This window comes from Sphingobium sp. DEHP117, from assembly GCF_030867385.1.
Taxonomy (GTDB): domain Bacteria; phylum Pseudomonadota; class Alphaproteobacteria; order Sphingomonadales; family Sphingomonadaceae; genus Sphingobium.
In genome coordinates, this window is the sequence record NZ_JAPFBJ010000004.1 from 256,904 (window position 1) to 277,515 (window position 20,612).

Sequence of the window (20,612 nt, forward strand, 5' to 3'; positions counted from 1 at the left end):
CGCACGTCTGATTCAGTGAGCGGGCTGGCTCGCGCCGCCCGAAGATCAGGTGCAAATGGATCGAATGGCTTGGTTTTTGGGCAGCGTTTGCATACACAGGCCATCACGCAGCTGGTTGCGCGTTTGCGCTTGGATCAAGGATGGCAGGGCGGTGTGCCGACACGATTTTTGTTGATCGCGCAGGAATGCCAAAGCCCGTCACCGAAGGAGCAAATATCGGCCTCCTACGTCGACGGGGATATCATCGTTGAGTCGGGTCGAGGGGGCGTGCATCAACTGCTGAAGCAGCTTGCTCGTCAGGGCAACGCGCTGGCGAGCGGCGACACCATCAAGATTCATGACCTGTCCTGCCTGCCGGTCAATACCATGTCGCTCGTGCGGATTTTCCATAAACTGCTGCAAAAAGGCATAGCGATCGAAATTGGCAATGCGGCTCTTGTGATCTCGCCCGACGATGGCAAAAGCGAGCTAATGCGCCTCATTGCTCTGTTGGATCAGCACTGGAGGCATCTCCACGGCGTCAAATCGCATCCTCCGGACCAATCAAAGCCAGGCCCAAAGCCAAGACTCAATCCGGAGCAGTTGACCGACATACAAGCACGATTATCTCAACCTGGGGCTACCGTAAGCTCGGTTGCCCGTGACATGAATGTTCGCCGAACCACCCTGTTCGATTTCTTGCGGCGATACTCGTAAAAGCGATTTAACTCAGTAACTCGATTTCGGAAATTCCCAGTGCATGAGCGATGGCGACGATTTCGCTCAAGCTTATGTGCTGAGCCGTGCCTTTCGCAATATCGTCCAGCCGTTCGGGCGAAAGCGCGGAGATTTTTGCAACTTCCCTCAAATCGATGGTCTTATCCTTTATAAGGCTGTTGATGTTATTGCTAACGTTGTCGGTCAGACTTGCTAGATTCGGTTGGCCCGATATTTGGTTTTCCACTCAGCAAAGCTCCTCACCCAAAACATGCGTCAAGCACGAAAGCCCGTGCCCAATTCGCGTTCTTCTTTACGAATCAGCTTCAGATTATCGCGAGTGCTTCTGGTTCTCGATCAGGCTTTTGGTGCAGCGTAGCAGCAAATACTTCCGACCGATCACAGTTGGGGACACAGCACCCGCAATTATGGATCTTCTAATATCCCCCTAGGGAATCTGTCATACCACCAATGATATAGAGTCTCTCGCGGCGAGAGCAACTAGGATCGTGAAAGCAAGATCAATCCATTTTGGATAATAATGAAACTAATGGACTATCAACGGCTTGGGCGATAGTTTCCATTAGTTCTAAAGTGGGATTGGCACGTCCATTCTCAATATTGGACAGGTGCGCTATGGCAATCCCCGTCATTTGGGAAAGGGATCTTTGTGATATACTCAATTCTTTCCTGCGTCTCCGGCAGTTTTCACCAAAAATTATTGCCAGTTCCGAGGTTCGCTTCTCCAGATTGAAACTCTGCACCATATTGGATTCTTTCCTTACGACCCCATGCTATGTTTTGTAGGATGTTCGTTCCCTACTACAAATCGCGTGGCGTTAAAGATTTTTTTGTCCATGTTTGAGGGTCACTGGTCGTTCCGGGCCGGGACCCGCCGGCTCAGCAGCGGGCTACCTCGAGCGCGTTTCGGTATAGGCTGCGCGGCTTCTCCGGGACCGATGATCTCAGAGCTGTTTTGCCGGCGGCTATGGCCAGCGGGATCGAGTATTTGTTGTTCAAGTTTCGTCTCGAGCCCGACAAGGGGTGTAGGTTCGCCATATGGTCGCGATATGTTGGCGTTGACCTGCGCCTCCAGTGGTCATCTAACAAGCTTGATCTGCAACCCTGATGCCTCCACGCGCTCCCACGCGCGGTCGGCCGTCAGAGCGGGCAGGCCTTCTGCAATCGCAAGGGCCATGCAGGTGCGATCCCCGAGCCCGCAGCCATATTCCCGCGTGGCAGGGTACAGCGCCGCCGCCGCGATCGCGCCTTCCCGGTCATGTGACCGTATATCGAGATGAAGTGCGTCGAGCATTTCAATAGATGCGTCGGGGGAGATGCCGCGCCTGATCAATTCCTTGATCACTTCCTGGAGATTGACCGCCGAGATCACACCATCGCCGATATGGGCCGCAACCATATTAGCTCCGACTTCGTCACGGAGCAGGGCCAAGATCGCCGAGGCGTCGAACACAACAGACGGCATGATCAGGCCTGGTCCTCGCGCTCGGCTTCGGCACGACGCTCGGCAAGAAATTCATCGACCGAGGCATCGTGCGTGGCGTGACGTCGATAGAGCTCCTGGGCGTGCCCTATGCTCTGTCCTATTGACGTCAATCGGACTTCATCGCCTTCGAGCGAAAACACTACCGTGCCGCCGTCCGCCATACCCAAAGCTTCTCTCACCATTTTCGGAAGCACCAAACGACCATTTTGCGCCACTCTGGCATCGAACGCCTTCCCCATTTCCCACTCCTTCAATTCATTGAGGCATGAAGAGAATTATGCCATATAAGATTAATTGTCACAATGGATTTCATGCCAGTAAATTTGGCGTCGATAAGCGGCCAAACAGGCTTGACGGCATTTAGTGGGCGGGGAGTCGGAATGGCGAGGCGCAAACACGAGCTGCTGACCGTTGCTCCATGCGAGCGCGACCAACTGGCTCGGCTATCTTGGGGCTCTGCGTTTCAATGGCTGATCGCCCTTACCATTTCGCCCTGGACGGAGCCGGACGCTGTGTGTTCCAATCCTCGTAGAACGGCTTCAGTTCGGCAGGAAGTGCGGTCTCGAATGCCGCGTCCAGCGGGTAGTGCGGTATGGCGAGGGCAATCAGGTTGAGCAGGCCTTCACCCTGTTTCCGGTCCTTTGGGCGCTTGAGCGGATTGCGCTTCGTCTGGGCAGACATCCACAACTTGTGGAGCGCGAACCAGCGCGGATCGGGCGCTACAATGCGAGCAGGTGAACCATCGCGGCAGCCGACGACATGGTCAACAGGCCGACCGAGCAGGAGCCATTCCTGTTCGAGCAACGGGATCGGTCGTGGGCGGTCGGTGGTGTCGAGCGTGTCGGCGCGCGACGGTGCGACGAGCAGTTCGACCTCGTAAGCCTTGGAGTTTCGGGCTTGGAAGTCGCGCTCGCTGTTGATGGTGAAGGTGGGATCAACTGCTTTGAGCATGTCCCACACCGTCTTGCCGGTCAGGTCAGGCTCGCCAGCGACCCAGGCGAGATCGAAATCCTCGGTCTCGTCTGGCAACAGGACGAAAGCATTGGCCTCGATCATGTAGGCAGCAATCGCATTGGTCCCAACCACGAACAGGTGGGAACCAAGCAAATTGCGCCGATCGCATTCGCGCAAGATCGGGCCGGCGTCGCTCGACAGCAGCGGAAGCCTGAGCGCTCGGTACAGCGCCGCGCTTTCCGCGAGCGCAGTGCGCTGGTCTTCCAGCGCCTGTTTCAACGCCGACTTGCGGGCATGGTAGGTGGTGAACTCGGCTTCGCGCGCTGCATCCCAGCGTCCCATGCTCTTGCCGTTGCCGCCGCGGTCGAAGATCCTATAAAGATAGTCGTGTGGGCCGATGGTCTTGCGGCGCATGTCGTAGGGCATTGTCGCACGCTCGCGCTCGAGCGCCATCCAGGCTTCGTAGCGCTGGCGCAGGTTGACAAGCAGGCGCGACTGTTCGTCGCTGAAGGAGCGAAAGCCAGACATGCTATATTTATCCCACACGCCGGGCTATTTGTCAAAATGCGGGATAGTCCGATAACAAAGATTATGTTAAATCAGTAAGTGATTGGCCGGGCTCTGTTGCAAAAATCGTGAAGCTTGAGCATGCTTGGCGGAGATTGGACGGACGGAACGATGACGGATTTCAAGTGGCGCCATTTCCAGGGTGATGTGATCCTGTGGGCGGTGCGCTGGTATTGTCGCTATCCGATCAGCTATCGCGACCTTGAGGAAATGCTGGCGGAACGCGGCATTTCGGTCGACCATACGACGATCTATCGCTGGGTCCAGTGCTACGCCCCGGAGATGGAGAAGCGGCTGCGCTGGTTCTGGCGGCGTGGCTTTGATCCGAGCTGGCGCCTGGATGAAACCTACGTCAAGGTGCGGGGCAAGTGGACCTACCTGTACCGGGCAGTCGACAAGCGGGGCGACACGATCGATTTCTACCTGTCGCCGACCCGCAGCGCCAAGGCAGCGAAGCGGTTCCTGGGCAAGGCCCTGCGAGGCCTGAAGCACTGGGAAAAGCCTGCCACGCTCAATACCGACAAAGCGCCGAGCTATGGTGCAGCGATCACCGAATTGAAGCGCGAAGGAAAGCTGGACCGGGAGACGGCCCACCGGCAGGTGAAGTATCTCAATAACGTGATCGAGGCCGATCACGGAAAGCTCAAGATACTGATCAAGCCGGTGCGCGGTTTCAAATCGATCCCCACGGCCTATGCCACGATCAAGGGATTCGAAGTCATGCGAGCCCTGCGCAAAGGACAGGCTCGCCCCTGGTGCCTGCAGCCCGGCATCAGGGGCGAGGTGCGCCTTGTGGAGAGAGCTTTTGGCATTGGGCCCTCGGCGCTGACGGAGGCCATGGGCATGCTCAACCACCATTTCGCAGCAGCCGCCTGATCGGCGCAGAGCGACAGCCTACCTCTGACTGCCGCCAATCTTTGCAACAGAGCCGACGAGCCTATCTGACCCGCAATGAAGGCCACCTGCTCACGCTCCACCAGGCGGCGCACTTGCTCCAGGGTTTTCGGCGGGCTGTAGCCATCGTCGGCCAGCACCAGCTTGAGCTTGCGACCATTCAAGCCACCCTCAGCGTTTACCAGATCAAACCATGCAGACATGGCCTTGCCGACGGCGCCATAGCCTGCGGCCGGGCCGCTAAGCGGGAGGGTCGTGCCGATCTTGATCTCGCTGTCTGTTACGCCTTGGATGCCCGCGCCCTGCGCGCGGGTCAGACCAGAAACGCCCGTCAGCATGGCGCCGGAAAGCATGGTGATGAATTGTCTTTTCTGCATGATGTCTCCTGTTGTGGTTGGATGGGTCAGGTAAATTGATACGTCAGCGCGGCGCCATCCGAATGGCACCATCCACACGAATGGACTCGGCGTTCATGTAGCCGCAAGTGACGAGAAACTCGACGGTCTGCGCGAATTCATCGGGGTCACCCAACCGCTTGGGAAAGGGCACGCTGGCCGCCAGCGCCTGTTTGACGTTGTCTGGCAGGCTCAACAGCAAAGGTGTACCGAAGATCCCCGGCATGATGGTGTTGATCCGAATCCCTTCGTCCATCATGTCGCGCGCGATTGGAAGGGTCATACCCACGATTGCTGCCTTGCTGGCCGCATAGCTGGCCTGGCCGACTTGGCCGTCCTGCGCGGCGGCCGAAGCGGTGTTGACGATGGCGCCGCGGTCGCCATCGGCGAGCGGCGCGAGCGTCAACATACCCGCAGCTGACTTGGCGATGCAGCGGAAGGTGCCCACCAGGTTGATCTGAATGATGCGATTGAAACGATCTGCCGCGCATGGGCGGATTTCGCCGGTTTTCTTGTCGCGGCTGACAGTCTTGACGGCATCGGCAGTGCCGGCGCAGTTGACCAAAATGCGTTCCTGCCCGATCGCGGCGCGGGCCTTGGCGAAGGCTGCGTCCACCTGCTCCTCGGACATCACGTCCACATTGCAGTAAACGCCGCCAAGCTCGCTTGCCAAAGCCTGGCCGACGGCTTCGTTCATGTCGAAGATGGCGACTTTGACGCCGTGGCTCGCCAAGAGTCGGGCCGTGGCAGCTCCCAGACCGGAAGCCCCCCCGGTGATGACGGCAGAAATGTCGGAATTCAGTTTCATGGCTTTTCCTTGATAGAGGACAGACAGGCGTTAATGGCCAGTGAAATTGGGGGCACGCTTGCCCAAGAATGCCGCTTGCCCTTCCAGGTTGTCGGCCGAACGCAAAACGACGAAGAAATTGCGCTTCTCATGCTCCAGGCCCTGCGCGAGCGGAGTTTCAAAGCTGGCCAAGGCCGCGTCTTTCGCCAGAACCACGGCCAGTGGCGAATTGGCCGCAATCCGGCTGGCCATCGCCAACGCCGTCGGTAGGGCTTGGCCGTCGGCCGTCACTTCAGCGACGATGCCGAAGTCGCAGGCTTTGCGGGCGTCAATGAAATCGCCGGTCAGCAGCAGGGCCATCGCCTTGGACTTGCCGATGGCATGGATCAGGCGCTGGGTGCCACCGGCGCCAGGAATGGCGCCCAGCTTGACTTCCGGCACGCCGAACTTGGCGGACTCGCCGGCGATCACGATGTCGCAGGCCAGCGCCAGTTCCGTGCCGCCGCCCAGCGCGACCTTTTCGACCGCCGCAATGACGGGCTTAGGAAATCTCCCCAGTTCCGAAAAGAAGTCCCAGCCCGTCGGTCCGCGATCACCCATCAGTGGCGCGGCGCGCAGAACCTCGAACGCCGTGATGTCAACTCCTGCGCAAAACACTCCCTCGGCACCGGTGATGACGACGGCTCGCACAGCATCGTCGTCGCGCAGTTGCGCAAGCTGTGCGCGCAGGCCATCGAATACCGTGCGGTTCAAGCTGTTCTTCGCACGGGGGCGGTTGATGGTCAACGTGACAATGGCGCCTTCGCGGCTGACGAGCACTTCGCTGGATTCGCTCATGTTGGCCACGCTCATGCCAGTCGCTCGATGATGGTTGTATTGGCCGTGCCCGAGGCCTCGCAGATGGTTTGCAGGCCATAGCGGCCGCCCCGGCGCTCCAGCTCGCACAGCAGGTCGGTGAGCATGCGCGCGCCGGTGGAACCCAGCGGATGGCCGATCGCCACCGAGCCGCCGTTGACGTTGAGGCGATCATCCGGAATGCGGAATTCCTGCTGGAACATCAGCGGCACTCCGCCAAAGGCTTCGTTGACTTCAAACAGGTCAATGTCGGCCAGGCTCAGACACGATTCCTTCAGCGCCTTGCGGGTGGCATCGAGAACAGCGGTGAACTGGATGACGGGGTCGGCTGCCGCCACGGCAGTGCTGACGAAGCGCGCTCGCGGCACCAGGCCATGCTGTTTGGCATAGGCGCGGCTGGCGATCAGCAGCGCAGCGGCTCCATCGCTGATCTGCGACGAGTTGGCGGCCGTGGTGGCGCCGTCTGCGGAAAACACGGGCTTGAGCGTGGCCATCTTTTCGAGGTTGGGGTCCGCGCGCATGCCCTCATCGGCGGTGATGATCGGGCTGTCCGGGTCGGCCGGGTCCTCGTTCAGCCGCACCAGTTGATCTTGGACACGGCCGGCCTGCGATGCCGCGATGGCGCGCCGATGGCTGCGCACGGCGAAAGCGTCCAGGGCCTCGCGCGTGAGGCCGAAGCGCTTGTTCATCAACTCCGACGAGACGCCTTGCGGCAGCAGCGGGTTGTCCTGGTAGCGCGCCAGTTCGCGCGGGCTGTATTGCGAGCCCAGCGGCGCGCCGGGCTTGAACGAAGGTGGCATGGGAGCCTGCGACATCGACTCCACCCCGGCCCCGATAACCAGTTGGTAGGCACCAGCCTGGATACCGTGCACGGCAAAGCTGACCGCTTGCTGGCCGGAGCCGCATTGCCGGTCAACCGTCACAGCCGGGACGGATTCGGGCAGTCCCGCTGCCAATACGGCATGACGTCCCAGGTTGCCGTGCTGTTGATCCCACTGCAGCACGCAGCCAACGATCACATCGTCCAGATCTGCGGGGTTGACGCCGGAGCGCTCGACCAGTTGGCGTAGCGTCTCGCCCAGCAGATCGACGGGGTGCCATTTCTGCAGGCGCCCACCGCGTTTGCCCACCGGGGTGCGCAGAGCACCGACGATGACGGGTTCATGGTCATTCATGTTGTTCTCCTGTAGAAAAAGGTTGGCTCACTCTGCGTAGCGGCCCGCATGCTCGGCGCGTATGCGCTTCTTGTCGAGCTTGCCGACGCTGGTCTTGGGGATGGCTTCGACAAACAGGACCTGATCGGGCAACTGCCACTTTGCGAAGGCGCTGGATAGGTGTTCCTGCAGTTGTTCCTGGGTTGCCTGCTGGCCGGGCTTCAGCACCACCAGGGCCAGCGGCCTTTCCTGCCACTTCGCATGAGGAATGCCGACCACCGCGGCATCACGCACGGCGGAATGGCCCATGAGCAGGTTTTCCATGTCGATGGAAGAAATCCATTCGCCGCCGCTCTTGATCACGTCCTTGATGCGGTCAGTGACCTTGAGGTAGCCGTTCTCGTCCACCGTGCCGACATCGCCCGAGCGCCACCACCCGCCCACCAAGAAGCGATCACCAGAATCGGGCATGTCGTGGTAGCTGGTCGTGATCCAGGGGCCGCGCAGGCAAATCTCTCCGGCCGACTGGCCGTCGTGCGGCAGGTCCTGGTCGTTGGCATTTAGGATGCGGATGTCCACGCCAGTCAGGACCAGGCCCTGCTTGCGCTTGAGATTCCACCGCTCCTCCTGGGTCAAGCGGTTACTCAGCGTGGGCTTGAGACGGTTGACGGTCACCAGCGTAGTGGCTTCGGTGGCGCCGTAGGCGTGCACCACCTCAGCGCCCGTGAGGTTGTAGAAACCGATCATCATCGACAGCGGTGGCTCGGAGGCACCAGACAGCATGCGCATGCGGCCAAAGTCCGGCTTGACCGGCATCGTCTCGATGTACTGCAGCATCGGTTGGAAGATGGCCGGCGCGCCATTGGTGATGGTCACACCCTCGGCGATCATGGCGTCAACCAGCGGCTTGGTGTCTTCGGCAGCGTAGCGGCCAGGCAGCACGATCTTGTCGGCCAGCAGCGTGGCGGCCTGTGGCAGGCCCCAGCACTGCCCGTGGAACATGGGCGTGATGAGCATGACGCAGTCGTCCAGCGTCATGCCCAAATTAGTGGCCATGGCCGTGGAGTGCAAGTAGATGCCGCGGTGCGAGTAGTACACGCCCTTGGGCTTGCCTGTGGTGCCGGTGGTATAGCAGGCGCTGTAAGCCGAGGTTTCGTCAATCTCGGGCCAGTCGATCTTCGTGTCGGCAGCGGCCAGCAGGTCTTCATAGTGCAGCAGCGGCTTCAGCGTGGTCTTGATCTGGTCCAGCGGCTTGTCGGTCATGACGATCCAGCCCTTGATCTGGGGGGAGTTCGCTGCAACGGATTCGGCGATCGGCAGCAAGGACTCGTCCACGCAGACGTAAGACACCTTGCTGTGGCCAACCACATAGCCCAAGTCCTCAGCGCCTAGGCGCAGGTTCATCTGCAGCATGACCGCGCCCAGGCCGGGGATGGACCAGTACAGCTCGAAGTGGCGCCGACTATTCCAGTCTAGGATGCCGACCCGGTCGCCCGGCTCGACGCCTAGTGCGCGCAGTGCATTGGCACTGCGGCAGACGCGCGCGTAGCACTCGGCATAGGTGTAGCGATCCCAGCCACCATCGGGTGTGCGGTAGACGATCTCCTGGTCCCCGTGGGTGCGCGCGGCGTGCCGGATCAGCGTCGTAGTGTTGAGCTGGCGCTCGTTACCCGTGGTGGACGGGCATCCGCGAACGAGCTGGGTGGTAGCTGTCATTTCTTTGTCTCCTGAGTGGTTGCGTTGAGAGCCTGGAACCGTGGGGCCGGAGCCGCTTCGATGGCGCCGGAGGGGGTGGATTGGTAGATGCCCCTTGCCGCGTTGTGCGGATGCCGAACTGACTCGGCCAAGCTGAGCACAGGCGCAAAGCAGGCGTCGCTGCCTTCGAGCAATTCGCACCAGTGCGCCCGGGGCCTGCTGCGGATAAGGGCCACGATGCGCTCCTTCAGCGCTGGCCACTTCGCAGTTTCGTACTGCTCGGCAGGGTTGACGTCCGTCAGGCCCAGCTTTGACAGCAGCAGTGCGTGGAATGCGGGCTCTACCGCCGCGAGGCTGATGAAGCCGCCGTCGGCGCAGGCATACACGTCATAGAATGGCGAATCGTGAAACGGACTCGGCTGCGCGCCATCGATCTGCCCATTGGCGCGAATCCAGTGCACCAGCGTGCCCAGCATGGCCACGATGTCGACTATTGCCGCGTCCACGACCCTGCCTTGACCGGTGGCGCGCGAATCGACCAACGCACAGGCGACGCCAAAGGCAAGGCCCAGCGCCCCCGTCGCGTCCCCGAGTACCGAGGGCGGCACGATAGGCGCCTGCCCCCTCCGCGCAGACAGCGACAGCAAGCCCGTCAACGCGACATAGTTCAGGTCATGGCCAGCGGCCTGGGCGAGCGGGCCGTCCTGGCCCCAGCCCGTCATCCGGCCGTAGACCAACCGGGGGTTGCGCGCAGCGCATTCGGCGGGACCGAGGCCCAGCCGCTCCATCACACCTGGGCGATAGCCCTCGATCAGGGCGTCGGCCTGGGCGATCAGCGCCAGAGCGCGCACCTTGCCGTCGGCCGACTTCAGGTCTATGACCTCGACTGTCTTGCCGCGGTGTAGCGGATTCCTCGCCGCTCCGCCCAGCAGCTGCGCTCCAGCAGCCTGCTCGGCCCGTGTCAGCACGATCACCTCGGCGCCCATGTCGGCCAGCATCATGGCGGCCAGCGGGCCCGGCCCGAGGCCCTCGAACTCCACCACGCGGATGCCGTTTAGCGGCGTCCGCAGCGTGTGCGGCGCGTTCACAGCTTCCTCGCGATCAGTTCCTTCATGACCTCGTTCGCGCCGCCGTAGATCTTCTGCACGCGCGAGGCGGCGTACATGCGCGCGATCGGGTACTCGGCCATGAAGCCATAGCCGCCGAACAACTGCAAGCATTCGTCGGTCACACGGCACTGCTGTTCTGTGCACCACCACTTAGCCATGTACGCAGCCTCGTCGTCGAGCGTTCTGTCCAGCAGCCGCTGCGTGCAGTCGTTGACGAAGGTGCGCACCACGTGGGCGATGGTGGCCAGCTCGGCCAGCTTGTGGCGCGTGGTCTGCATGTCGAACAACGGCGCGCCGAAGATCTTGCGCTCCTTTGTGTATTCGATGGTCAGCTCCAGGGCTCGGTCGATGACGGCCGCCGCTGGCACCGCGATGGACATCCGCTCGTAGGGCAGCTGGCTCATCAACTGCTTGAATCCATGGCCTTCGACGCCCCCCAGCAACTGGTCAACCGGCACACGCACCTCGTCGAAGAAGAGTTCGGCCGTGTCCGACGCCGGCATGCCGATCTTTTCGAGTAGGCGGCCCACGCGAAACCCGGGTAGGTTTTCGGTCTCCACCACGATCAGCGACAAGCCCCGGCTCCCCGCTTCGCCGGTGCGCGCAACCACGATCAGCAGGTTGCAGGTGAAGCCATTGGTGATGAAGGTCTTGGCGCCGTCGATCACGTAGTGGTCGCCATCGCGACGCGCGCGGGTGGCGATGGCCTTGAGATCCGTTCCACAGCTTGGCTCGGTCATCGCGATGCCGGCCAGCATCTCGCCGTTGTTCAGCTTGGGCAGCCAGCGCTGCTTCTGTGCCTCGGTGCCGAAGTCCATGATGTAATGCGAGGCGATGCTGTGCACCGTGACGTTGTTGGGCATTTCGGCCTTGGTCAGCTCGTCCTGCACCACCAGTTGGTAGGCGATGCTGGCACTGGCGCCGCCGTAAGCCTCTGGCATTTCGGGCAGCAGAAAGCCCATTTCGCCGAAGGGCCGCCAGGTTTCGCGCGGGATGTAGCCCTGCTCGCGCCAGCCAGGCAACTTCGGCGCCATTTCGGCGGCGATGTAGCGGCGAACCTGGTCGCGAAAGGTCTCGATGTCGCTGTCCATCCAGGGTTGGCGGTGCAGTTGCGGCAGCATGGAAGCGCTCCTCAGAAAGTTGGTACGGTGAAGGTTTGAAAACTTGGCCAGCAATGTGGCCCCGGGTCATGCCCGCACATCCACAAGGGGGTAGCGAAGCGTCGAATCTCTGCGTTCTCAGGCTGTCTAGGGCATATGGTCGGTACTTAGCCCGTGCGCGTCTTGCCCGCCAGGGCTCTGTTGCAAAAATCGTGAAGCTTGAGCATGCTTGGCGGAGATTGGACGGACGGAACGATGACGGATTTCAAGTGGCGCCATTTCCAGGGTGATGTGATCCTGTGGGCGGTGCGCTGGTATTGTCGCTATCCGATCAGCTATCGCGACCTTGAGGAAATGCTGGCGGAACGCGGCATTTCGGTCGACCATACGACGATCTATCGCTGGGTCCAGTGCTACGCCCCGGAGATGGAGAAGCGGCTGCGCTGGTTCTGGCGGCGTGGCTTTGATCCGAGCTGGCGCCTGGATGAAACCTACGTCAAGGTGCGGGGCAAGTGGACCTACCTGTACCGGGCAGTCGACAAGCGGGGCGACACGATCGATTTCTACCTGTCGCCGACCCGCAGCGCCAAGGCAGCGAAGCGGTTCCTGGGCAAGGCCCTGCGAGGCCTGAAGCACTGGGAAAAGCCTGCCACGCTCAATACCGACAAAGCGCCGAGCTATGGTGCAGCGATCACCGAATTGAAGCGCGAAGGAAAGCTGGACCGGGAGACGGCCCACCGGCAGGTGAAGTATCTCAATAACGTGATCGAGGCCGATCACGGAAAGCTCAAGATACTGATCAAGCCGGTGCGCGGTTTCAAATCGATCCCCACGGCCTATGCCACGATCAAGGGATTCGAAGTCATGCGAGCCCTGCGCAAAGGACAGGCTCGCCCCTGGTGCCTGCAGCCCGGCATCAGGGGCGAGGTGCGCCTTGTGGAGAGAGCTTTTGGCATTGGGCCCTCGGCGCTGACGGAGGCCATGGGCATGCTCAACCACCATTTCGCAGCAGCCGCCTGATCGGCGCAGAGCGACAGCCTACCTCTGACTGCCGCCAATCTTTGCAACAGAGCCCGACCGCGTGCTTGCGCGTGTCGCCGGCGCCGACATTTCGCGCTTCTATGAACAGATTCATCGTGCCCATGGGATAGATTTGCGCACAGGCGTCGCGGTGGATCACATCATCGGTGAGGGCGCCGTCACCGGCGTGGCACTGGCGAATGGGGAGGTGATCCCAGCAGACATGGTGATCGTCGGAGTTGGCATTCTGCCGTCGATCGCGCCGCTCGTCGAAGCGAACGCCGAAGCGGACAACGGTATCGTCGTGGACGAGTATTGTCGCAGCAGCCTCGCCGACATCTACGCCGTCGGCGATTGCGCGGCGCATCGCAATCGCTTTGCCGGGGGCGCGCAGGTACGGGTCGAATCCGTACAAAATGCCAACGACCAGGCCACGACTGCGGCCAAACATATCGCTGGCGTTGCTGAACCGTATGCCGCGATACCCTGGTTCTGGTCGGACCAGTATGATCTCAAGCTGCAGACAGTAGGCCTTTCGATGGGCCACGATGACACGGTGCTGCGCGGCGCTCCCTCCGAATGTAGCTTCTCGGTGGTCTATCTGAAGGACGGCAAGGTGATCGCGCTCGACTGTGTCAATGCCGTGAAGGATTACGTCCAGGGTCGAAAACTGATTCTGGAAGGAGCAACTCCCGACAGAACTCTGCTCGCGGACCATAACGTGCCGCTTAAAAGTATCTAATGCAAGATCCAAACCGGTTATCAAGCGCGATGGTGACTGGAATGCGGGCTGGGTTTTGTAGTCCTGCGCGGCAAAAGGAAGAGTTGCAAAAGGTATTGCTGGCTTCCGATAAGCAAGCTAGCGTTCAAAACGCGCGTTCACCACCAATTTCAGTTCGATTGACCGAGGCGGGTAAGCTAACCGCTCTCAGCCGGTGCCGGTGAAAGAAGGTGCTGAGCCCAGTTGGCTTGCGGAACATAAAGGCGCCCAAGGAAGTTTCGTTGCTATAAGCGAAATGCGGCGCCCGCTTGAAGCGGGATTACCGATTAATCGTGATTTGAGAGCTTGGCTCACCACACGGCTATTTCGATCGTAGATTGCAATGGTTTGAAGGTGGATGCGCCGGGCCAGCTCGACGTCGTGAGGCCGGTAATAGCGGCGATTGCCCGCGCGCTGGAGTGGGCGCAGCGCCGGAAAGCGCGTTTCCCAATAGCGCAAGACGTGCTGCGGAACATTCAGTTCAGCGGAAAGTTCGCCGATCGTGAGAAAGGCACCGGATTGCTTGGTCATGCCCCCACTTTACCGGGCAGGCCGATCTCGTCAATCGGTCAGCGCGCGCTGCCGCCTATATCAGGCCTTGGCAACGTGCTCGCGCATGATCTGGCTCGGCCGGAAGGTCAGCACCCGGCGTGGCGTGATCGGCACCTCTATTCCGGTTTTTGGATTACGGCCGACCCGCGCAGACTTGTCACGCAGCACAAAGGTGCCGAACCCAGAAATCTTGACGTTCTCGCCGCGCGCGAGCGCCTCGCACATCATGTCAAGTATGGACTCGACAATCCTCGCAGACTCCGCGCGGGACAGCCCCACTCTGCCGTTCAGGCTTTCCGCCAGATCAGCGCGCGTCAGCGTTTCTCTACCCCCCATGATATGGTTCTTTCTCTTCTTCCCACCTAGAATTGCGCACTTGATTCCCCAAGCGGATGCCTTTTGCCCTGCATTCCCCAAGTGGCGTGGCGTTTGAGGTGAAGATCGCCTGTATCCGAGCGCTAGACAAGGATTTTCTGCCGCAAGCGGCACCTGCGGTCGCGCAGACTGCTGGATCTGGACGGATCAGACCGCGAAGCCGCTGTTTCCTTGCCCAGGGGCGGCGTTTTTCAGCGCAGCGGACAGATCTGTCCAGCCGCTTTCGTTCAGTTTGAGCGTGGATCGCGATCATGCGCATAGCGGTGGCGCTCGCAATCGGCGGATAGCGGCGAGGATGGCGCGTACCATCGTGCCGGTGACAGCGACCTCGGCCAGCTGGAAGGTGATGGTGCGGGCGTGACGGACCACACGTGCCCCGATCTTGATCAGCTTCAGTTGCAGGCTGGTCAACGACCAGTCGGCCATGGCCTCGGGCAGCTCGATGCAGCGCAAGAAGGTGGCCAGGTTGTACGCCAGGGCGTGCAGTTGCAGCCGCACCTCATTGTCGCGGAACTTCCGGCACGACAGCCGCGTCCAGCGAAAGGCGTATTTGCCCTCTTTGATGTGCTGCTCGGCGGTGCCGCGCTGGTTGTAGAACCGCACCACCCAGTCCGGCTCCATCGGCAGGTTGGTGACGATGAAGCCGACACGCGGGAACAGTTCGCCCGGATGCCATTCGATCTTGGCGATCACCCGGCGTTCCTTGTCCCAGGACGCCGCCTGATACTCGAATTCCTCGAAGAACCGCTTGACCTTGGTCAGTGACGGCCGCCCGACAGGGCGCGTTAGCCGATGCGCGATCTTGTCCTTGAGGACCGCGTTTGCGGGCAGCCGGATGGCGTAGAAGAACCGCGCTTCTTCCAATCGCTCATAGATCGCCGGGATCGCGTAGGCAGCATCGGCCCGGAAGAACCTGCCACCAAGGTCGCGCTCCGCGTAGCGCGCAATGACGGGGTCGAGAACATCACGCCAGCCATCGGCGCTGTGGACGTTGCCATGGCGCAGGGCGCAGCGTTCCAGCATCCCGAACTGGTTGAACAGAAAGTTGGGGTGATAGCAGCTACAGTCGAAATGGCCATTCCAGGCGGACCCTTCCTGGTCGCCATGGGTCGGGCTGACCGAGCTGTCCATGTCCAGAACGATGTACTTCAGCCCGTTACGGTCATGGAACCGGTCGATCCATTGCCCGTTCAGGTCGGCCAGCGCGGCACGGTTCCCGGCCAGAGCCAGCGTCTCGGTCTCGAACCGTCCCATCTGCGATGCCGAGGCCGCTTGTGCATCGACCGCTCTGCCGCCGACAACTTGGCGCATGACCGGATCGCAGGCGAGACGGTTGGCGTCGTTGACATCCTCGTATCCGGCCAGCCGCCCAAAGACTGATTGCCGGAACAGGCCGTCGAGCCGATGGACCGTGTTCTTGCCAGAGCGAGTATCGCGCAGCGCCGCTGACGCCAAATCGGACAACCCGAGCGCGTCATCAAGCTCGCGCATCACCAGAAGGCCGCCGTCGGAACTGAGCTGCGTGCCGCGAAATTCCAGCCGCACGCGAGGGTCGAAATCCACCCGATCTGCCCGTTGCAAGCCCGCACCCTCTGGGTGATCCATGAAACGCGCCCCTCGCAGCCTTCAACACCATGTTTTATATAGGAAATATAATGGTCAGGACAGCGAAATCAGCGCCTTACTTGGGAAATGTGGGTTGAAGCCCTCCTATCGATCGACTTTTAGTCCACGCTCATCTTGCGTGCAGTTCGACGCCCGCTGTAGACGTGCGGCGGGACACTCTCAGCGAAGAGTCAGCGCCATTGTCGGAAATGTGCATCAGCTAACGCGCTTTCAGCGAATGTTTCCGGCGGAGATCAAGCCAAACTATTCGATCATACCGTTGGTTTCGTGATGGATGGCGATGCTGCGCTCGAGCCACGAGTCTCCACTTTGGGGCGAGCGTAGTGGGACGCGGACAAACGCCCCCTAAAACAGAGACTTCTGGAGAAGAGTGAGGAACCGGAATCGGCAGGCGGCTTGTGAGCCCGACATCAAAGCGACCCTCGCGTCCGACAATACTCGACTCCGCCCGAACTTCAGCTGAACGGCTTTTGTTTGACAGGGCCGGCGAGGACAATGGTTCCTCTAACAGAGGCGCGGTCAGCCCGTGCCGGCACGGATGAAGAGCAACCAGGTCAAGGCTGGAGCGGTCAGGATCATCGCAAGTCCCCAAATCAGCATCGCGCGGAATAGAGCTGGCCGCTCTTCTTCAGGGGCGTTTGCAAGCGTGAGCGCTCCAACCGTAGAAAAGGGGGTTGAGTCCACCACGGTAGCCGAAATCGAAAGAGCGACTATCATGCCCGTGATACCGACCTCACCTTGTGAGAGAAGAGGCACTGCCAGCGGGATGAGAACACCAAGCAGCCCGGCGCTGGAGCCCACGGCTGAGGATACCGCCCCCACCATGCAAAGCAGGAACGCTACAAGCAGGGGGGCGCCCGCCTCGGCGATCCCTCCTCCGATCTCAGTTATGGTACCAAACCTCTGCAATGCGCTAACGAACGTCACCACGCCGCAAATGAGGAGGACCACTGACCAAACGATCCGGCGATCTGCGAGGGCTACACGGCTCGGAAAGCAAAGGTGCAGGAAGGAAGCTGCGAGCAGGGCCAAGAATCCGATATCTATGTCGTAAATCAACGCGCCAGTCCCCACTCCCAAGATGGCGGCTAACGTAACCATCTGATCGGGTCGGAGGGCAACGTCCTCTGAAGCAACCAAGGCTTCCGTAGAACCAGCCGGCCCAACCTCCTCCTGCTCCCTTGCCAACAAGACCGCGGACGCGCCGAGGTCCGCGACGACAGGTGCGGGTCCAACGGCAACAACAGCCCGTCTGCGCAAGAGCAGGGCGGGTCCTCCGAAAAGGAGGTAGATGACCACGGCGAGGGCAATGTTGTACGCCGCATTACTAAAGAACAACTGAGCCGACGAGAAGTGTAGTCCACCTACCTCAGCGGCCGCCTTGACTATAATAGCCAGCCCGTTCAGCGGCGAGAAATTCCCGAGCGCCGAGCCATGCATGAGCATCAACGCCGACATTCGGCGATCGATATGATAGCGTTCTCCGAGATTAAGACACAGCGGCGCTAGCATGGCCACAGCCGCCGGACCGAGCGCCCCGGCTGCGCTCGGGATGGCAGCTACGCCGAAGATGAGCCATGGGACGGCCCCCGGCCGGTCTCCCAACAGCTGCGCAGCTCGCTCAACAAGCCATTGAATGGTCCCATTTGAGGAGGCTATTCCAAATAAATAGGTCACCCCAACCAGCAATACGAACAGGTCGGCCGGGAACCCGGATAGCAGCTCGCGGCTATTTTCTCCGGCAACCAGGCTTCCCACCAAGTATGTCGCAACCAGGCACAGGACGCCTAAGTTAACCGGCCTCAAGGTCCCCACAACAAAGACCAGTACGAGCGCCGCAATGCCAATAACATGGATCGACACGCAAGATTCTCCTTGTGAGGTACCAAGACATGGCGCCGAAATCCACGCGGCCAACCAACTTCTGAACCATCTACTCCGCCGTACTTCCTAACGGCATCAAATGACCGAGGCGTTATTAATAACCTCTGCCTCGGGACTCCTCAAGACCGTCGTCGTAAAAGCTGACTCTGGTCCGTGTCCTTTCCAACCCCTCCGGAGAGAACACGTTGTCTTCCGCCGCAAATACCGGATCGTGCATATTGTGCGTGATGGGACATTTCGACGCCTTCGTTCTAATTCGGTTATCGCAATCTGCGTGCCTTAGAAAGCGCGGGCGCCCGGATCGGACGCCCGCGCCGTTATCGATAAATACCGTCAGTTGTTGGGCGCCCAAATGCGGGCGTATTGTCCCTGCCTATACGGATTATAGTCCATAAAGCGAGCCGTCGTATCGGTATCGAGCGCGGCAGCGCGCTTATTAAGCTCAGCCGGAGTTGTACCCGGCCATTTGCCGGTATCGAGCCGCTTCATCATGGTATCGATGGCTTCCAGCTGTTCAGCCGTGCTGAAATTGCAGTGGCCGGTCGAATTGACATAGGCGGTCCGCACCAAGTCTTCCTTCCCATGCCTTTTTACCTCGGCTTCGTAACCTTCCACAAGGCTGGGCGGAATCTGGTAGTCGTCTACCATGTGGAGGCGGAGAACCGGAATCTTCGGATTGCCGTCGGTAGTCCGGCCCGGCTGTTTCCAGAAGTCCAGCGCATATGGCGAGGCTTTGATTCTCGGAGCACCGTTAACCTTGGCGATGTCGGCGTCCAAATCAGCACCAGCCTTTTTATAAAGTGCACGAACGGCAGCCTTGAGGTGCGGATTCCCCATCTCAAATACTTTCGCATAATCTACATTGTCATTCCACGATAGCTGCTGTCCATACGCCGCATTCTCGAACATGACACGGGCTTCGCCGCCCGGGCTGGAGGTGATCATATCCGCCGAGTAGTATATACTCTTTTGTAGTTCTTCCGGATTATTCAAATCCGGGCGTGTTACCTTGTCGCTCATCCACGCTGGCCATTGGCCGATCGTAAAGGCAAGCACTAGTTGGGCGCGGCCTTGCGGCGACTCCTGCGCTATCCTGACCGCCTTGCGCCATGCCGCCGGCACGTCACCTTCCAATCCATGAGCACTGGCATGCGACGAACCATCATTAGGCATGCCCGTAATCGCAAGATCTTCCATGTTGCCGCCTGCCGCGACGTAGCCCGGTCCAATCAGCGCCTTGAGAGCGAACCAGCCGTCAAAGAAGGAGTTCATAAGCCAAACGGGCGTGTGCGCAGCCAGCGCAACGGAACCATCGATACGATCCGAAAAGTCCTCGGACACGGCGAGTGTAACATGTCCTCCGCCCGAGCACCCCATCTGGATGACGCGCTTGGGCTTACCGAAATTTGCATCCACTTTGTCGAGAACCAAGTCGAGATTTGAGATCTCACGCCTCGGATCATATTGGTACATCCGCATGACATGCCGCGCCGTACCTGCCAGAGCATATCCCCGATTCAATATAGCGTCCTTCGGGTTCGTCGGCGACTCTGGGGTCCAACTAATCCCGAGCGAGCTCGCGATGTCGAGATCACGGATCAAGACGCCGTTCCAATTATTCGGCACCCGTATGATATACGAAGTGCCGTCCGGAAGAGTTCCCCGCTCCTCTTTATACGCCGCACCGGTCACTACCGAGTCAGATTGAGCAATAGCTGGCATGGTGGTTAAATGGCCGATGACAACTGACGCCATCATGATCGAAAGCCAGCCCCGCATCTTGCCTCGATGGCACCGAGACCGTAATTGGTTTGCACGAATTTGCCCGCTATTTCTCATTCCGCTTCTCCTATAAAGCTGCCTCATTTTGGTCATGAGGGCACAATTACCCGGCGGTTCCTCATGCCGATCTGTATATGAATGAAAGGGCTCTGTTGCAAAGATTGGCGGCAGTCAGAGGTAGGCTGTCGCTCTGCGCCGATCAGGCGGCTGCTGCGAAATGGTGGTTGAGCATGCCCATGGCCTCCGTCAGCGCCGAGGGCCCAATGCCAAAAGCTCTCTCCACAAGGCGCACCTCGCCCCTGATGCCGGGCTGCAGGCACCAGGGGCGAGCCTGTCCTTTGCGCAGGGCTCGCATGACTTCGAATCCCTTGATCGTGGCATAGGCCGTGGGGATCGATTTGAAACCGCGCACCGGCTTGATCAGTATCTTGAGCTTTCCGTGATCGGCCTCGATCACGTTATTGAGATACTTCACCTGCCGGTGGGCCGTCTCCCGGTCCAGCTTTCCTTCGCGCTTCAATTCGGTGATCGCTGCACCATAGCTCGGCGCTTTGTCGGTATTGAGCGTGGCAGGCTTTTCCCAGTGCTTCAGGCCTCGCAGGGCCTTGCCCAGGAACCGCTTCGCTGCCTTGGCGCTGCGGGTCGGCGACAGGTAGAAATCGATCGTGTCGCCCCGCTTGTCGACTGCCCGGTACAGGTAGGTCCACTTGCCCCGCACCTTGACGTAGGTTTCATCCAGGCGCCAGCTCGGATCAAAGCCACGCCGCCAGAACCAGCGCAGCCGCTTCTCCATCTCCGGGGCGTAGCACTGGACCCAGCGATAGATCGTCGTATGGTCGACCGAAATGCCGCGTTCCGCCAGCATTTCCTCAAGGTCGCGATAGCTGATCGGATAGCGAC

The 20,612-nt window shown here is 60.3% G+C and carries 20 protein-coding genes and 2 pseudogenes; 4 read left to right on the forward strand and 18 right to left on the reverse strand.

The annotated features are described in order from the left end of the window. Nucleotides 1-69: 69 nt before the first annotated feature. Nucleotides 70-696, forward strand: a complete 627-nt coding sequence (locus OOT33_RS17340) for a Hin recombinase (RefSeq protein WP_307751161.1) — start codon at nt 70-72, stop codon at nt 694-696. 7 nt (nt 697-703) lie between these two features. Here OOT33_RS17340 and OOT33_RS17345 read toward each other — a convergent pair whose 3' ends face one another. From OOT33_RS17345 to OOT33_RS17365, 5 genes are all read right to left on the reverse strand, one after another. Further along, entirely contained in the window at nt 704-943 is a 240-nt protein-coding gene (locus OOT33_RS17345; RefSeq protein WP_307751163.1) for a helix-turn-helix domain-containing protein, read from the reverse strand. A gap of 274 nt (nt 944-1,217) precedes the next feature. Next, nucleotides 1,218-1,463: a helix-turn-helix domain-containing protein gene (locus tag OOT33_RS17350; RefSeq protein WP_307751164.1), complete on the reverse strand. Its 246-nt coding sequence runs from the start codon at nt 1,461-1,463 to the stop codon at nt 1,218-1,220. A 332-nt stretch (nt 1,464-1,795) separates the two neighbouring features. Next, nucleotides 1,796-2,170 (reverse strand): PIN domain-containing protein, encoded by a 375-nt coding sequence (locus tag OOT33_RS17355; RefSeq protein ID WP_307751165.1) that lies wholly within the window; start codon nt 2,168-2,170, stop codon nt 1,796-1,798. A gap of 14 nt (nt 2,171-2,184) precedes the next feature. Continuing rightward, nucleotides 2,185-2,442, reverse strand: coding sequence for an AbrB/MazE/SpoVT family DNA-binding domain-containing protein (locus OOT33_RS17360; RefSeq protein WP_307751167.1), 258 nt, complete (start codon nt 2,440-2,442; stop codon nt 2,185-2,187). A gap of 241 nt (nt 2,443-2,683) precedes the next feature. After that, nucleotides 2,684-3,685: a GSU2403 family nucleotidyltransferase fold protein gene (locus tag OOT33_RS17365; protein WP_307751169.1), complete on the reverse strand. Its 1,002-nt coding sequence runs from the start codon at nt 3,683-3,685 to the stop codon at nt 2,684-2,686. 150 nt (nt 3,686-3,835) lie between these two features. On the opposite strand from OOT33_RS17365, the gene OOT33_RS17370 reads away from it, so the two are divergent. After that, nucleotides 3,836-4,600, forward strand: coding sequence for an IS6-like element IS6100 family transposase (locus OOT33_RS17370; protein WP_001389365.1), 765 nt, complete (start codon nt 3,836-3,838; stop codon nt 4,598-4,600). Between the two features lie 65 nt (nt 4,601-4,665). Here OOT33_RS17370 and OOT33_RS17375 read toward each other — a convergent pair. From OOT33_RS17375 to OOT33_RS17405, 7 genes and pseudogenes are all read right to left on the reverse strand, one after another. Next, a pseudogene (locus OOT33_RS17375) lies at nt 4,666-5,067 on the reverse strand (ABC transporter substrate-binding protein); the annotation flags it as partial. Beyond that, nucleotides 5,039-5,821, reverse strand: coding sequence for an SDR family NAD(P)-dependent oxidoreductase (locus tag OOT33_RS17380; RefSeq protein WP_156843226.1), 783 nt, complete (start codon nt 5,819-5,821; stop codon nt 5,039-5,041). The pseudogene OOT33_RS17375 and the gene OOT33_RS17380, both read right to left, overlap by 29 nt. Before the next feature lie 30 nt (nt 5,822-5,851). Next, on the reverse strand, nt 5,852-6,652 hold the full coding sequence (locus OOT33_RS17385) for an enoyl-CoA hydratase/isomerase family protein (RefSeq protein WP_156843225.1): 801 nt from the start codon (nt 6,650-6,652) through the stop codon (nt 5,852-5,854). Beyond that, entirely contained in the window at nt 6,649-7,830 is a 1,182-nt protein-coding gene (locus OOT33_RS17390; RefSeq protein ID WP_017503626.1) for a thiolase family protein, read from the reverse strand. Before OOT33_RS17390 ends, OOT33_RS17385 begins: the two co-directional genes overlap by 4 nt. 27 nt (nt 7,831-7,857) lie before the next feature. Next, nucleotides 7,858-9,525, reverse strand: coding sequence for a long-chain-fatty-acid--CoA ligase (locus OOT33_RS17395; protein ID WP_150426984.1), 1,668 nt, complete (start codon nt 9,523-9,525; stop codon nt 7,858-7,860). After that, nucleotides 9,522-10,592 (reverse strand): CaiB/BaiF CoA-transferase family protein, encoded by a 1,071-nt coding sequence (locus OOT33_RS17400; protein ID WP_017503624.1) that lies wholly within the window; start codon nt 10,590-10,592, stop codon nt 9,522-9,524. The genes OOT33_RS17395 and OOT33_RS17400 overlap by 4 nt, the downstream gene beginning before the upstream one ends. Beyond that, nucleotides 10,589-11,734 carry an acyl-CoA dehydrogenase family protein gene (locus OOT33_RS17405; RefSeq protein WP_017503623.1) on the reverse strand — a complete coding sequence of 382 codons (1,146 nt, stop codon included), beginning with the start codon at nt 11,732-11,734 and terminating at the stop codon, nt 10,589-10,591. Before OOT33_RS17405 ends, OOT33_RS17400 begins: the two co-directional genes overlap by 4 nt. A gap of 234 nt (nt 11,735-11,968) precedes the next feature. On the opposite strand from OOT33_RS17405, the gene OOT33_RS17410 reads away from it, so the two are divergent. Beyond that, on the forward strand, nt 11,969-12,733 hold the full coding sequence (locus tag OOT33_RS17410; RefSeq protein WP_001389365.1) for an IS6-like element IS6100 family transposase: 765 nt from the start codon (nt 11,969-11,971) through the stop codon (nt 12,731-12,733). 55 nt (nt 12,734-12,788) lie between these two features. Further along, nucleotides 12,789-13,475, forward strand: a pseudogene (locus OOT33_RS17415) (NAD(P)/FAD-dependent oxidoreductase); the annotation flags it as partial. A gap of 186 nt (nt 13,476-13,661) precedes the next feature. Here the strand turns inward: OOT33_RS17415 and OOT33_RS17420 are convergent. The 6 genes from OOT33_RS17420 to OOT33_RS17445 all read right to left on the reverse strand — a co-directional run. After that, nucleotides 13,662-14,024 (reverse strand): MerR family transcriptional regulator, encoded by a 363-nt coding sequence (locus tag OOT33_RS17420; protein ID WP_307751176.1) that lies wholly within the window; start codon nt 14,022-14,024, stop codon nt 13,662-13,664. Nucleotides 14,025-14,084: 60 nt separating this feature from the next. Next, nucleotides 14,085-14,381: an integration host factor subunit alpha gene (locus OOT33_RS17425; RefSeq protein WP_307747996.1), complete on the reverse strand. Its 297-nt coding sequence runs from the start codon at nt 14,379-14,381 to the stop codon at nt 14,085-14,087. 288 nt (nt 14,382-14,669) lie between these two features. Further along, entirely contained in the window at nt 14,670-16,025 is a 1,356-nt protein-coding gene (locus tag OOT33_RS17430) for an IS1380-like element IS1247 family transposase (RefSeq protein WP_006473457.1), read from the reverse strand. Between the two features lie 540 nt (nt 16,026-16,565). Further along, nucleotides 16,566-17,909, reverse strand: coding sequence for an SLC13 family permease (locus OOT33_RS17435; RefSeq protein WP_156843184.1), 1,344 nt, complete (start codon nt 17,907-17,909; stop codon nt 16,566-16,568). A 354-nt stretch (nt 17,910-18,263) separates the two neighbouring features. After that, on the reverse strand, nt 18,264-19,709 hold the full coding sequence (locus tag OOT33_RS17440) for a hypothetical protein (RefSeq protein WP_307751178.1): 1,446 nt from the start codon (nt 19,707-19,709) through the stop codon (nt 18,264-18,266). A 202-nt stretch (nt 19,710-19,911) separates the two neighbouring features. Continuing rightward, on the reverse strand, nt 19,912-20,612 hold a 701-nt coding region (locus OOT33_RS17445; RefSeq protein WP_146303630.1), incomplete at its 5' end, for an IS6-like element IS6100 family transposase.

What these genes read in the sequence shown, in the direction of transcription:
- OOT33_RS17385 (WP_156843225.1), bottom strand. Translation starts at nt 6,652, where the DNA reads ATGAGCGTGGCCAACATGAGCGAATCCAGCGAAGTGCTCGTCAGCCGC.
- OOT33_RS17390 (WP_017503626.1), bottom strand. Translation starts at nt 7,830, where the DNA reads ATGAATGACCATGAACCCGTCATCGTCGGTGCTCTGCGCACCCCGGTG.
- OOT33_RS17430 (WP_006473457.1), bottom strand. Translation starts at nt 16,025, where the DNA reads ATGGATCACCCAGAGGGTGCGGGCTTGCAACGGGCAGATCGGGTGGAT.
- OOT33_RS17365 (WP_307751169.1), bottom strand. Translation starts at nt 3,685, where the DNA reads ATGTCTGGCTTTCGCTCCTTCAGCGACGAACAGTCGCGCCTGCTTGTC.
- OOT33_RS17425 (WP_307747996.1), bottom strand. Translation starts at nt 14,381, where the DNA reads ATGGGGGGTAGAGAAACGCTGACGCGCGCTGATCTGGCGGAAAGCCTG.
- OOT33_RS17350 (WP_307751164.1), bottom strand. Translation starts at nt 1,463, where the DNA reads ATGGTGCAGAGTTTCAATCTGGAGAAGCGAACCTCGGAACTGGCAATA.
- OOT33_RS17380 (WP_156843226.1), bottom strand. Translation starts at nt 5,821, where the DNA reads ATGAAACTGAATTCCGACATTTCTGCCGTCATCACCGGGGGGGCTTCC.
- OOT33_RS17405 (WP_017503623.1), bottom strand. Translation starts at nt 11,734, where the DNA reads ATGCTGCCGCAACTGCACCGCCAACCCTGGATGGACAGCGACATCGAG.
- OOT33_RS17360 (WP_307751167.1), bottom strand. Translation starts at nt 2,442, where the DNA reads ATGGGGAAGGCGTTCGATGCCAGAGTGGCGCAAAATGGTCGTTTGGTG.
- OOT33_RS17395 (WP_150426984.1), bottom strand. Translation starts at nt 9,525, where the DNA reads ATGACAGCTACCACCCAGCTCGTTCGCGGATGCCCGTCCACCACGGGT.
- OOT33_RS17410 (WP_001389365.1), top strand. Translation starts at nt 11,969, where the DNA reads ATGACGGATTTCAAGTGGCGCCATTTCCAGGGTGATGTGATCCTGTGG.
- OOT33_RS17370 (WP_001389365.1), top strand. Translation starts at nt 3,836, where the DNA reads ATGACGGATTTCAAGTGGCGCCATTTCCAGGGTGATGTGATCCTGTGG.
- OOT33_RS17440 (WP_307751178.1), bottom strand. Translation starts at nt 19,709, where the DNA reads ATGCGGGGCTGGCTTTCGATCATGATGGCGTCAGTTGTCATCGGCCAT.
- OOT33_RS17420 (WP_307751176.1), bottom strand. Translation starts at nt 14,024, where the DNA reads ATGACCAAGCAATCCGGTGCCTTTCTCACGATCGGCGAACTTTCCGCT.